Genomic DNA, 13212 nt, shown 5'->3' on the forward strand with positions numbered 1-13212 from the left:
TTTACCCCTTATTCACCTTTTTTTCAGACTGAATAAGCTCAAGCATAATTTTTGCTCGATCAATTATTTTTAGTCCTAAAACATTTTCTTCAGAAATTTTTTGAAAATAATAAATCGCATCATCTATCTTGTTAGCTTTATAAGCAGCTAAACCTAAAACTTCTCTTGCAGACATGCGCATAGGATCGATATCATTTGCCATATCTTTGGCACGCTTTTCTACATCATTAAATGTGCCTATATCAACTAAAATATAAGCCGCTCGAATTTTTGCAACTCTCTGTAATATCTGCGGTGCATTCTTATCAGCCGCAACCGCATCAAAAACCTCTACTGACTTAACAGCATTGCCTTGCTGCATCAGCAAAGAAGCTTCACGTAAACGAGCAAGAAAAGGATACCCTCCAAAATCAGATGTTTTGACACTCTCTAATTGATTCATCGCCTCATCAAATTGAAGTGAGTCCGCCAAATTAAGACTTGTTATAAATGTATCACCAATCTTGCTGGCTTTATTCATTTGCCCATAATGATAAATTTGATAAACAGCTATCGCTAGTACAAAAATAATAACTGAAACAATAATCAAGAAACTATAACGCCCCCAAAAAGCACGGACTTTTTCCTGACGGAGCTCTTCATTAACTTCACGAATAAAACTATCGTATGACATGCACCCTACCCTAGAAAGAATTTAAATTCCTACACTATTACGTATAAATAAACAAAGATAGAGCCCTATCCACTAACACTCTTTAATTTTGTCAGTTGATTGATTTAAAATTAACATATACCTTTATCAACTGTCTTTATAACTGTACCGAACTAAAATCTCTTGCGATTATCTTTTGATTGACATGAATTTTTTACGCATCTCACTCCTATTGAAATGCGTAAAGTTACTTTCAATCACTTCAACTTTTGTTATACATTAATGTTATATTGTTAACTTAAAACAAAAGCGAAATATTTGGCCCATACTGCTTTATATTACCTACTAGATAATTGCAAATATACTAATAACAACCGGATACAATCACCTTAATATCTAACACGCATAGATTACATGCCAATTTCCGGTAGCATTGTTTAGCTGTATTAACAATCTATGTGTACATTACAACTTCTAAAACCTTAAAATAACAACTATTGTACTGTATCTTTCCATAGCTTCTATTAGAAAACTATTATTAAAAATTAACTCATGAAAATAGTTTTTTCATACATCAAGTGTCAACTACAATGGCCTCAAAATCAGAAAAATAACTTTATAGGGTGATGCCAATCATTAAATTTTCAACCAACAAACATCATTCTTATTTCTGTCAATATTACAATTAAAACGTTCATAAAAATCCTTATCAATTTATATATGCCCAGCTTTTCATAACTAAGAATATCTGGAGAAAAATAGACAAACATTGCTACAATACCAAGGAAACGCTTGCGCTTTATCATAATAGATCTCCCCATCTTAAAATACCTCTGCATAAACATAGCTTTTCCACTTAAATCTTCACCTCAGTAAAAAAAATCTATTCAAAGGTTTTCCTATTGTTCTATTGTAATGGCCAAACCCACATTAACATCGGAACCGCAACGATTGCTATTAACACTGCCAACGGAGCACCAAAACGTGCATAATCACTAAAACGATAACCACCAGGCCCCATTACCAACATAGTACATTGATGTCCAATAGGTGTAAGAAAATCACACCCAGCGCCTATCGCAACAGCCATTAAAAAAGCCTCAGGTTTATAATGAAGAGAATGAGCAAAACTTGACGCAATTGGTGCAATAACCATCACTGTTGCTGCATTGTTTAAAAATGGCGTTATCAGCATTGCTGTAATTAAGATAAGTGCTAATGCACCAGATGGTGGTAAAAATACAGCCATTTGGCTAAGCCAACCACCAATCAAATCCGTGCACCCTGTTTTTTCCAATATTTCACTTACTGGAATAAGAGTTGCTAATAACACCAATATTTGTCCATCTAAAGCATGGTACAAATCCCGCATTGGAAGAATCCGAAAAACGACCATCGCAATAGCTGCAGAAAAAAAAGAAAATGCAACCGGAACAATTTGAAAAGCTGTCGTAATAATTGCTACAAATAAAATAGCTAAAGACATAAGGCCATGTCGTAAATTACCAAACATGATATTGCGTTTTGCCAAAGGAAGACATTTCAATTCTCTTAACAAGCTCGGAATAACCATATCCTGTCCCTGTAAAACAATGACATCCCCGAGACGGAAAACAACATCACCAAGCCTACCACGTATCCTTTCGCATTGACGACTTAAAGCAAGTAAATTTACATCATAGCGATCAAACAACGAAAGTCTTTTAGCACTGATACCAATAAGAGGAGAATTATCTGTAATAACAGCCTCAACAATATCAAGTTGGCTACCTTTATCACCTGCAGAAAGAGTACGACCAGTAGCAAATTCTAAGCGAGCTGAATTAATCACAGTGTCCAGCCCTGTATGTGATCCTTCCAGCAGAACAGTATCATCCTTGGCAAAAACAAAATCTGGTAATGGTGAAATGGATACTTTATTTCTAATGACCTGAATAACCATAACTTCACCGCCTGATGGTTTAATGAGATCAATAATAGTTTTTCCCACAATGGGAGAATTAACGGGAATACGCACTTCTGAAACATAATTACAAATATCAACAGCATCATCAAATGATGTGCTTGAATGCGTACGAATAGGTAAACGCCAAGAAAAAAATACTAAATAGAAAACTCCAATAGCAGCAATTGTTGCACCAACCGGTATAAAATCAAACATAGTGAAAGGGATTCCTTCTAAACGTTCTCGCATAGCTGAAACAACAATGTTGGGAGAAGTGCCTATCTGTGTCATAAGTCCACCTAATAAAGAACCAAATGCCATGGGCATCAAAAACACAGATGGTGAAACATGAGAACGGCGAGCAAATTGGAAAGCAATCGGAAGCATAATGGCTAAAGCACCAATGTTTTTAACAAACATTGATAAAAGAACCACAGAAATAACTAAAAAAGCTAATTGAAGTTTTACTGACCTTACATCAGGCCACATTCGTTGAATAATATATTCCACAATGCCAGAGCGTGACATAACTGTGCTGATGATAAACGCACTACCTACGATAATAACAATATCATTACTAAAACCACTAAATGCTTCCTTCGGATTAACAAGACCGAGAATGCAAGCAATTAACAATGTACAAACAGCAACGATATCATAACGAAACCGACCCCACATAAAAACAGCCATCATGAGACCAATAATAGAAAAAGCCATTATTTGATCTTCTGTCATAATACTAACGACTCCCTGTCAGCTTATAATCACCAACATCATATATTCCCTTTAATCGTTCCTTTAGTCAGCGACATAAAAAACGACACATTATTATTCCTTAAAAATGATTAAACATGATAAATAAGGTCATAATTAGTGCATAGTTCCTTATTCATGGTTATAGTCTCATGTAAAATATTGAAAAAAACTGGTGACAGTTGATAAAAGCTTGTTGAAAAAAAAATTATGATGATCTTACATCAAAGGAAATAGACAGATATGTAGTTGATATACATCATATCTGAGCTTTTATCGTTGTTTAAAGAAATTTATTTATACTCTCAGCATATAGTGACAAAACTGAAAGAAAAAATAATGATCAATTTTAATAGTTGGTATCGCAATAACCTAAAATATTGGTTGACGTATATTATTGGATTTGTTGCTATTTTAATAATCATAGTTATTGGTGGTTTTTATATGGCAAAACCCCACCTTGATAGCTTTGTACAAAAAGAAATAGCCCGCCGTTCTATCAACGCAGAAACATCCGAAGTCAGTATTCTAGGTAAAATAAATTTGATTAACGTCACTCTACCAACCCCAGCTGATACATCACTTAAAATTGGTTCTATTTCAGGACGTCCCCCCATTGCCTTCATTCCTGGTGCTTTCACACTTTATGATATTGATTTAACATATAAGAATGTTCGTCTACAAATTCCTAAAATCTCTATTAATAATGTATCCTTGAAAAACAAAGATGCTACGATCACGTCTTCTTTTTTGCAATCGTTTATGCGTATTGATATTTCATCAATTAATGCACCAGATATATCACTTTTCATAGAGGATGAAAATAAGCCAACTGAAAGAATTAATATCAAGAATTTTCAGCTTTCTAATCTTCAAAATGGTCGTATTCATTCCGTTGGTATCAAAGACATAACGACTAATATAAGTTTTGCAAAGACAGCTGCAGATAGTACTAAAAAGCTATATCTAACCGTTAAAGGTAACCCAATAAAAGCCCATAATATTGATGTGGGTTATGCTTATTCTATCATTTCTGATAAAAACAACGTCAAGAATCAAGGCGAAACCGTTATTGGCCCTATCACATTGGGTAATGTAGTAGCTGATATTTTTGAAGGAGAAGAAAAAAACACTTCTTTCTCCTTTAGGAAATTTGAAACATCTGGCTTAAAAATACAACCTCTCGATCAGCCTTTTAAAAAACTTATTCAAGATTACCTCAGCGCAAAAAAAGCAAACAATCAAACAGCACAAAATGCCATTCTCGTAAATGGCCTTTCAGCTATTACCTCAATTGATGCTAAAATTGATAAAGTAATTATTGATACACCACAGATAAAAACAAATCTTGAATCATTCCAATTAAAATCAGATCAATGGCAACAAGCCATACCAGAAAATCTTTTGCTCTCTCTTAATGGCCTTTCAATCTTACCTAAAAAAATGGAGAGAAAAAACTTAGATTTTCTTAAAAATACGGGCTTTGAGTACCTTGATGTTTCAGGAAAGCTTGATATCTCTTACAATGAAAAAGAGCGTGTCCTTTCGCTTAATGCAATGTCTTTCAACGTCCAAAACATTGGCTCTGGAAAAATTTCAGCTAGAGTTATTGATGTTGATAAAACATTCTTCTCTGGTCAAAAGGACGCAATGATTGCTGCTTCTCAAAATCTTGGCATCTCTGAAATTGACATATATTATACAGATGCTGGCCTCATTGATAAAATCTTTTCTTATCTTGCACAAAGTCTTAACGATAATAAACATGATCTCAAACAAGAACTTTATGATAATTTTTATTTAATCGTGACCCAAAGCCCCAAAATATTATTAAAAAATCATGATGAAGCTGAAAATATTTCGAAAGCCCTCGGTAATTTTGCTAGAAATCCACAAACATTAAAAATAAAAATAGCAGCAAAAGATAATAAAGGGCTTACAGCATCTGATCTTGAAGCCGCTTTGCAAAATAATCTATCAGCTGTTCTTAATAAAATGAGTCTTACTGTTAAAAATGAAGCATCTCATTAAAAACATAATTGGTTTTAAAATTGGAGAATTACCATCCCCTCTTTTCTTCATATAATACTATAAGCGATATACAGAAATAGCTTATAAACAAAGCATCTATGAATAAATTGATATTTGGAGTTTTTTATGCCTGATTTATCCTCAAATCGCTTACCAAATCGAGCCTCTCTCGTCACAAATCGGGCACTTTCCGCAATTGAGCGTTTTCTCCACATCGAAGCGGTAAGTGGTATTGTTCTTTTATTGGCAGCTGCAACTGCGCTCATACTTGCTAATTCTAAATATTCCTCTTCCTATGAAGCATTTTGGCATACACCTCTTGGCTTTAATTTTGGCTATTTTAACTTATCATGGGATCTACATTTTTGGATTAATGATGCTCTTATGACTGTGTTTTTCCTTGTAGCGGGAGTGGAAATTCGGCGTGAAATTCACGAAGGTGCTCTTGCTAATTTTAAACAAGCAATTTTACCAATTGTAGCAGCAATAGGTGGAGTTTGCCTTCCTGCAATTATTTATCTGAGCATTAACTTAAATGGGGGGGATACTTATGGTTGGGCTGTGCCGACAGCTACCGATATTGCTTTTGCATTAGGTATTCTCGCGCTTCTTGGGAAAGCAATTCCTTCTAATCTTCATATCATTCTTTTATCATTAGCAATTATTGATGATATTATCGCTGTTCTTATTATTGCTTTTTTCTACTCAACTAATTTAGATCCCAGTGGTTTAGCTATCGCAGCAGCAGGTATTGTTTTAGTCTTATTTTTTCAATGGATTGGGTTTGCATCAGCGTGGCTTTATATTTTGCCTGGTGCAATCATTTGGTGGGGGTTAATGATAACAGGCGCTCATCCATCACTCGCCGGCGTAATTTTAGGCATGATGACCCCAGTCTTACCTACCCGTAATCTTGTAGCTCCTCTTACAATGCTAAGCAACGCAGTTGAAACACTTCAAGAAAAAAACACAAGCACAGATCTTCATCATATCTCAAGCACATTAAAAAAAGTGCGTAGAGGACAACGCGATATAATCGCACCTGTAACACGGGTTCAAAAAGCGTTACATCCATGGGTGGCGTACGGTGTGATGCCAATTTTTGCTTTCGCAAATGCTGGCGTTAACTTTGCAAACTTTGACCTCTCTTCCGACAAATCATTCTTGATTGTTCTCGGCATTATCATGGGACTATGTATTGGTAAACCACTTGGTATTATTGCAGCTAGCTATTTAGCAGTAAAATCAGGTCTATGTCGCCTTCCTCCTAATGTAGCATGGGCGGGTATATTATTAATTGGATTTTTAGCAGGTATTGGTTTTACAATGTCAATCTTTGTTTCAATGCTTGCTTTTAAAGATGTTGTTCAACTTGATTCTGCAAAAATTGGTGTACTTTGTGGTTCTGGCCTTTCTGCCCTTATTGGCCTTGGATATGGCCTCTGTTATATCAAAAATAACAAAAAGCGTGTCACAAATTGCAATTAACCAAGCCATAGAGCTTACTTTAAGCTAAAACTTTGAAAACATTTAAGGCTTTAATTACACTCCATGAATGACTGCACATGATTATTTATTTTGATTTCAGTCATTCATCATAGGCAACAAAAAGTGCAATTTATACCTACAAGAATCTTTTAAAAGTGCGTATAATTTGCATTCATACTAATGTAGCTTGATTAAGCGTCAACAAACCACATAACACTCTAATAATAAACACCTCAATAATAGACTCTTCTATATTTTTAGAACAAAATAAAGAAAAACTTTATGCTCATAATAGCTGATGTAAAAAACAAGAAGCAATCTTAGTAAGGCTCTTAGCTAGAGTACATATAAAATCTAAATATGCCTAATTAATTGGAAAATATTTAAAATTAAAAATACTTATCCTATTTCAAGGCCATAAACAGCATGCAAAGTTCTTACTGCAAGTTCAGTATAAGCACTATCAATTAAAACAGAAATCTTAATCTCTGAAGTGGTAATTGCTTGAATATTAATGCCTTTTTCAGCCAAAGCCTTAAATGCTGTAGCTGCAACCCCTGCATGACTGCGCATACCAACACCAATAACAGAAACTTTTGCAAGATCACTCTCAAATTGAATAACATCAAACCCAATCTCTGCACGATTCTTCTCAAGAAGTGCAACAGCCTTATCTACATCAGCTGATGGTACAGTAAAAGTCATATCAGTCTTTGAACCGTCTTCAGAAATATTCTGCACAATCATATCAACATTGATACGCTCTTCAGCCAAAGGGCCAAAAATTGCTGCAGAAATACCCGGACGATCTGCCAGCCTGCGTAGTGAAATTTGTGCTTCATCTTTAGCAAAAGCAATACCAGTAACATTTTGTTGTTCCACAATCTCATCCTCATCGCAAATAAGTGTTCCAGGGGGATTAACTGAACTGCACATGTCTACAGCATCGGGATCTTCAAAACTTGAGCGTACAAAAGTACGAACTTTATGGACCATAGCTAATTCAACAGACCTAACTTGCAAAACTTTTGCCCCAAGAGAAGCCATTTCAAGCATTTCTTCAAAAGCCACTTTCGGTAAACGACGTGCCTTAGGTTCAACTCGCGGATCAGTTGTATAAACACCATCTACATCTGTATAAATATCACAACGATCAGCCTGCAAAGCCGCCGCTACTGCAACCGCACTTGTATCTGATCCACCTCGTCCCAAGGTAGAAATTCTATTATTTGGAGCTAATCCTTGAAAACCAGCAATAACTGCTACCTGCCCCTCTTGAAAACGCTGTATTAAAAAAGATCCATCAATATCTACAATCCGTGCACCACTATGCGCATTATCAGTATAAATAGGGATTTGCCACCCAAGCCATGAGCGAGCATTCACCCCCATTGCTTGGAGTGTAATAGCCAACAAACCTGCTGTTACTTGTTCCCCAGAAGAAACGATTACATCATATTCACGAGCATCATGCATTGGTGAAGCTTCACGCGTCCATTGAACAAGCTCATTTGTTTTACCAGCCATTGCAGATACCACCACTGCAATCTCATTACCCGCATCTACTTCTCTTTTGACATGTCGAGCAACATTATGAATACATTCAATGTTTGCTACAGATGTGCCACCAAATTTCATGACAATACGTGCCATTTATAATACTCTTATATTTCTTATTTCAAATGAGACAGTTAGAATAAGGTCCTGTCGCCGTATCAAATTTCTTTTCGACATAACCAATATCTATAATTTTCGCAAGCCCAGCATGATTATGTTAATTTACTCTTGACTTTAGAAAAATCTACCTGACTTGATAATATGAAAATAAAAGGAGAGTGATATGATAAATAAAGCTCACACTACGATTGATCAGAGTGAAATTGATCATTTTTCACAAATTGCTTCTGAATGGTGGAATCCGCAGGGCAAATTTCGCCCCCTTCATCAATTCAATCCAACACGCCTTGCTTATATTAAAGAAAAAATCTGTTTAGAATTTGATCGTGACCCTATGTCTCTTGCGCCTTTTGAAGGTTTGAGGATTCTTGATATTGGTTGTGGGGGCGGCTTGTTATGTGAACCAATGGCACGCCTTGGAGCCACTATTATAGGAGCCGATGCTTCGCAAACCAATATTGAGGTAGCAAAAACCCATGCAATCCAAAGCGGTCTTTCAATTGATTATCGCGCCACCACTGCAGAAAAACTTGCAGATGAAGAAGAACAATTTGATGTAATTCTCAACATGGAGATTGTTGAACATGTTGCCGATGTTAATCTCTTCATATCGGCCACTGCCAAAATGCTCAAACCTCAAGGGCTTATGTTTGTCGCAACACTTAACCGTACATGGAAAGCTTGGGGGCTAGCAATTGTCGGTGCTGAATATATTCTACGTTGGCTCCCAAAAGGAACTCATGACTATAAAAAATTTCTAAAACCTCAAGAACTTAAAAAGCTATTATCTCAAAACACTCTATCCGTTATTGATGAAATTGGCATTACTTATAATCCATTGAATGATAGCTGGAATCGCTCAAAAGATATGGACGTTAACTATATGCTTCTTGCAAAACGATTTGAATAAGCTAACCATAACAGATAATTATTAGGCACTTTTGAGTAAACAGTCGAGTTTACCTTCAGCATCTAAAGCATAAAGATCATCACAACCTCCAACATGATAATCGCCTATAAAAATCTGAGGAAATGTATTACGCCCATTGGCTCGTTGTACCATTTGTTGACGAAGGGAAGTTGATGCATCAATATCTGTATATTTGACGCCCTTTTTATCAAATAAAGCACGCGCTTTTGTGCAATAGGGACAACCGGGACGTGTATAAAGTGTTATTTCTTTCATAATATTTCTCCAATGTTTTTTTGATATAATCAATCTTTAATCACTTCTCAAGAGTGAGACAAAACAGAAACGTCTTTTAATACGCGCGAAAATGTCAGTACATCAACTTGTTGTGCACCTGCACGTTTTAATGTTGCAGCTGCTGCAGTAATTGTTTCACCTGTTGTCAAAACATCATCAATCAGCAAAATAGAACGCCCTTTTAAATGCTTTTTAATTTTATGAGGTACCTTAAAAGCGCTTTGCACATTAAGTTTTCGTTCCTTAGCAAATAAACCAACCTGTGGACGAGTATGCCGAGAACGAACAAGCCAGCCAGGTTTAAAAGGTTTTTTCCGTGCTGCTGCAATATAACGGGCAAGTTCAGCAGATTGATTATAACGTCGCCAGAAAAAACGACGAAAATGCAATGGAACAGGAATAATAACATCGCAATCATCAAGAAGTTCACGCCCTGCAAGTACCATCCAATTAGACATAAAACGTGCTAATTCTAGACGATCACTATATTTCAATTGGATTGTCAAAAGTCGCGCTAACCCCTTATGAACAACCACTGAACGAACACGTGAAAAAGGAGGAGAAGCTTGAATTGCTTCACCACTAAGAAAACCTTCTCCCATATCGTAAGCAAAAGGAATCCCCATAACAGGACAATAAGGTTTCGTAATAAATTGAAAATCTTTCCAACAATCAGAACAAACCGTACTATAAGCAGAAACAATTTTCTTACATCCAGGGCAAGTCGGTGGATATAAAATTTTTATTAAGGACTCAATGAATTTACCCAACATATCCCCCTATTTAAAAAAATCTTAAAAGTATCACTTCATCAGTTTACTCTTTCATAGCTTTGTAGCATAAGACATTTTTTTTACGTTTCAAAACCTATGAAATTTGATTTTTTCAAAAATACTCAGTTTTATCAAGCTATTTCGTCGTTCCTTTTTCATCATAAGCTTGATATAGCATTGCATCATAATAAACTGATTTAAAACTATATCCCCAAAACAGGAAATGGTAAGCGATATGTCTCATCCTCTTATTTTTGATCATATCCGCATTGAACAATTTCGCAAACGCGCTTTTAAAAAAGCAAAAGAGGGATATGATTTTTTATTATCCTATGTTGCTGAAGATCTTTACAAACGTCTAAAAACTGTTGAGCGTCAATTCACACTAGCTCTAGATTTACATAGCCATACGGGCCTTGCTGTACAAGCTTTAAAAAAATCTGGCAAAATTAGCTCTATAGAACGTGTTGAAACTGACATTCTTTACCAAAGTCATGATCAAAAATTTCATTTACGTGACAGAGAATTTCTTGATTTTCCACCACACTATTGCGATCTTATTGTTTCGCTTCTCTCACTACAATTAACCAATGATACCCCTGGTATTTTAAAACAAATAAAGGACATTCTTAAACCAGATGGCCTATTTCTTGCAGTTATGACTGGAGCTGGAACATTAAGAGAATTGCGAGAAAGTTTGCTTCAAGCTGAACTCGAAATTTATGGAGGAGTTAGCCCAAGAATTTACCCCTTTGCCGATATTCGTGATGTAGGAGCTATTTTACAACGTGTTGGTTTTGCTATGCCCGTAGTGGATGTCGAAAATATCACAATACGCTACAATACAATGTTTGATCTCATGCATGACCTTAAAGCCATGGGGATGCAAAATGCGTTAATTAATCGCTCACAACGCCCTGTATCTAAGCGCTTTTTTCTTCGCGCTGCTGAAATCTACGCACAACAGTTTAGTGACCCAGATGGTCGCATTCGCGCGCATTTTTCTTTCATATGGTTATCCGGTTGGGCACCTGATCAAAATCAACAAAAACCCTTACGTCCTGGTTCAGCGCAAATATCCCTTGTTGATGTTTTAGAAAAACAATCAAAATAACAATGAAAAAACCGCAAATTTTATAGGAAAATCATTTTTCAAAAATGCTCTTATCCGTTGTGCGTAATATTTGACTTGTCATAGCTCCAGCCAACATTGAACCATTAACGTTAAGAGCTGTACGCCCCATATCAATTAAAGGTTCAACAGAAATAAGTACGGCTACCAAAGCAATAGGGAGCCCCATAATTGGTAAAACAATTAATGCAGCAAAAACAGCACCACCACCAATACCCGCAACTCCAATAGAACTCAAAGTTACCACCCCAACAAGAGTAGCAATCCAGATAGGGTCGAAAGAATTAATACCAACAGATGGTGCTATCATGGTTGCAAGCATAGCTGGATAAAGACCTGCACAACCATTTTGGCCAATCGTTGCACCAAAAGAAGCTGCAAAACTTGCAATTGATTGTGGTACACCAATCCACTGTGTTTGCGCTTCAATATTTAGAGGAATAGTAGCACTACTTGAACGGCTACTAAAAGCAAATGTCAAAACAGGTACAACTTTTTTGAAAAAACGAAATGGGTTAATGCCTGATATACCAAGCAACACACCATGAATTCCAAACATAAGAATAATACCAATATAAGAAGCAACAATAAAAACTAATAATTTAAAAATATCAGCAACATTTGAGGTTGCACCCACCTTAGTCATAAGAGCAAAAATACCATAAGGTGTTAACGCAATTACAATACGTACTAACCACATAACCCAAGACTGTATAACTTGAATAAACGAAAGAGCTTTCTCCCCTTTATCTGGATCATCTTTCTTTAAAAGAAGAACAGCAGATCCTAAAAACGCTGAAAAAATAACAACCCTAATAATCGATGTACGCTCAGATCCCATTAAGTCAGCAAATGGATTTTGGGGAATAAATGATAAAATTAATTTTTGTATATTTATTTCTCCAACTTGAAAAGTATTCCCACCAAGAACAGCAGATATATCCTCCCCTCCATGTACCAAACCATTCGCTGTTAATCCAAAAAAGTTAACTACTAAAATACCAACCAATGCTGAAATGCACGTTGTAAAAAGTAATATTGAAATTGTTACTACACTAATTCTGCTAACAGCATAAGAAGAATGCAAATGTGCTACCGCTGAAACGATAGAGATAAACACTAATGGCATAACAATCATTTGCAATAATAATAGATAACCATCTCCAATAATGTTAAACCATTCAACAGATTTTAATAGTGTTGACTCACCTTCCCCATAAATAAACTGCAAAGTACTTCCAAAAATCAGGCCAACAATAAGACCCAACATAACACGTAACGCAAAACCCCATTTGATTTTTTTACTTTGAGAAAGCAATAATAAAAAAATAATAAATAGAAATAAATTAATAAAAAAATTAAATGTCATTGCTTATGCCTACTATTTTTTGTGCTTTACATTAAAAAATAATATATAATTTAAAATTCACTCGTAATATTTTAAAAATATAGAGCTTACTACATTTTTACAAAATCATTGTTTTTATTAGTTATAGGCCAGAAACGAATTTTCACCTATTCATAGTTATATAAAAATAGAAAATAAATAAGCTG

10 protein-coding genes are annotated in these 13212 nt (G+C 35.5%); 4 read left to right on the plus strand and 6 right to left on the minus strand.

Going from position 1 to position 13212, the window contains the following annotated elements; genetic code table 11:
* Position 1 precedes the first annotated feature (1 nt).
* Together GGR10_RS02080 and GGR10_RS02085 are read right to left on the minus strand one after the other, a co-directional pair.
* Entirely contained in the window at positions 2-673 is a 672-nt protein-coding gene (locus tag GGR10_RS02080; protein ID WP_182479679.1) for a DUF2659 family protein, read from the minus strand.
* Positions 674-1559: 886 nt separating this feature from the next.
* Positions 1560-3332, minus strand: a complete 1773-nt coding sequence (locus GGR10_RS02085; RefSeq protein ID WP_182479680.1) for an SLC13 family permease — start codon at positions 3330-3332, stop codon at positions 1560-1562.
* Positions 3333-3689: 357 nt separating this feature from the next.
* Here GGR10_RS02085 and GGR10_RS02090 point away from each other — a divergent pair, with 357 nt between their 5' ends.
* Positions 3690-5381 carry a hypothetical protein gene (locus tag GGR10_RS02090; protein ID WP_182479681.1) on the plus strand — a complete coding sequence of 564 codons (1692 nt, stop codon included), beginning with the start codon at positions 3690-3692 and terminating at the stop codon, positions 5379-5381.
* 126 nt (positions 5382-5507) lie between these two features.
* On the plus strand, positions 5508-6869 hold the full coding sequence (gene nhaA, locus GGR10_RS02095) for a Na+/H+ antiporter NhaA (RefSeq protein WP_182479682.1): 1362 nt from the start codon (positions 5508-5510) through the stop codon (positions 6867-6869).
* Positions 6870-7268: 399 nt separating this feature from the next.
* Here nhaA and GGR10_RS02100 read toward each other — a convergent pair whose 3' ends face one another.
* Positions 7269-8522 (minus strand): aspartate kinase, encoded by a 1254-nt coding sequence (locus tag GGR10_RS02100; protein ID WP_182479683.1) that lies wholly within the window; start codon positions 8520-8522, stop codon positions 7269-7271.
* Between the two features lie 187 nt (positions 8523-8709).
* Here GGR10_RS02100 and ubiG point away from each other — a divergent pair, with 187 nt between their 5' ends.
* Positions 8710-9456, plus strand: a complete 747-nt coding sequence (gene ubiG / locus GGR10_RS02105; protein WP_182479684.1) for a bifunctional 2-polyprenyl-6-hydroxyphenol methylase/3-demethylubiquinol 3-O-methyltransferase UbiG — start codon at positions 8710-8712, stop codon at positions 9454-9456.
* Between the two features lie 21 nt (positions 9457-9477).
* Here ubiG and grxC read toward each other — a convergent pair whose 3' ends face one another.
* Together grxC and GGR10_RS02115 are read right to left on the minus strand one after the other, a co-directional pair.
* Positions 9478-9732 (minus strand): glutaredoxin 3, encoded by a 255-nt coding sequence (gene grxC, locus GGR10_RS02110; RefSeq protein ID WP_010703447.1) that lies wholly within the window; start codon positions 9730-9732, stop codon positions 9478-9480.
* 47 nt (positions 9733-9779) lie between these two features.
* The gene (locus tag GGR10_RS02115; RefSeq protein WP_182479685.1) at positions 9780-10526 is read right to left on the minus strand and encodes a ComF family protein; all 747 of its coding nucleotides are present in this window, start codon (positions 10524-10526) and stop codon (positions 9780-9782) included.
* Positions 10527-10761: 235 nt separating this feature from the next.
* Between GGR10_RS02115 and GGR10_RS02120 the strand changes: the two genes are divergently transcribed.
* Positions 10762-11640 carry a methyltransferase domain-containing protein gene (locus GGR10_RS02120; RefSeq protein ID WP_182479686.1) on the plus strand — a complete coding sequence of 293 codons (879 nt, stop codon included), beginning with the start codon at positions 10762-10764 and terminating at the stop codon, positions 11638-11640.
* Between the two features lie 31 nt (positions 11641-11671).
* Here GGR10_RS02120 and GGR10_RS02125 read toward each other — a convergent pair whose 3' ends face one another.
* The gene (locus GGR10_RS02125; RefSeq protein WP_182479687.1) at positions 11672-13027 is read right to left on the minus strand and encodes an L-cystine transporter; all 1356 of its coding nucleotides are present in this window, start codon (positions 13025-13027) and stop codon (positions 11672-11674) included.
* Between the last annotated feature and the right edge of the window lie 185 nt (positions 13028-13212).

The organism is Bartonella chomelii (assembly GCF_014138465.1).
In the GTDB taxonomy this organism is placed as follows: domain Bacteria; phylum Pseudomonadota; class Alphaproteobacteria; order Rhizobiales; family Rhizobiaceae; genus Bartonella; species Bartonella schoenbuchensis.

What these genes read in the sequence shown, in the direction of transcription:
- GGR10_RS02125 (WP_182479687.1), bottom strand. Translation starts at nt 13,027, where the DNA reads ATGACATTTAATTTTTTTATTAATTTATTTCTATTTATTATTTTTTTA.
- grxC (WP_010703447.1), bottom strand. Translation starts at nt 9,732, where the DNA reads ATGAAAGAAATAACACTTTATACACGTCCCGGTTGTCCCTATTGCACA.
- GGR10_RS02085 (WP_182479680.1), bottom strand. Translation starts at nt 3,332, where the DNA reads ATGACAGAAGATCAAATAATGGCTTTTTCTATTATTGGTCTCATGATG.
- ubiG (WP_182479684.1), top strand. Translation starts at nt 8,710, where the DNA reads ATGATAAATAAAGCTCACACTACGATTGATCAGAGTGAAATTGATCAT.
- GGR10_RS02120 (WP_182479686.1), top strand. Translation starts at nt 10,762, where the DNA reads ATGTCTCATCCTCTTATTTTTGATCATATCCGCATTGAACAATTTCGC.
- GGR10_RS02080 (WP_182479679.1), bottom strand. Translation starts at nt 673, where the DNA reads ATGTCATACGATAGTTTTATTCGTGAAGTTAATGAAGAGCTCCGTCAG.
- GGR10_RS02100 (WP_182479683.1), bottom strand. Translation starts at nt 8,522, where the DNA reads ATGGCACGTATTGTCATGAAATTTGGTGGCACATCTGTAGCAAACATT.
- GGR10_RS02090 (WP_182479681.1), top strand. Translation starts at nt 3,690, where the DNA reads ATGATCAATTTTAATAGTTGGTATCGCAATAACCTAAAATATTGGTTG.
- GGR10_RS02115 (WP_182479685.1), bottom strand. Translation starts at nt 10,526, where the DNA reads ATGTTGGGTAAATTCATTGAGTCCTTAATAAAAATTTTATATCCACCG.
- nhaA (WP_182479682.1), top strand. Translation starts at nt 5,508, where the DNA reads ATGCCTGATTTATCCTCAAATCGCTTACCAAATCGAGCCTCTCTCGTC.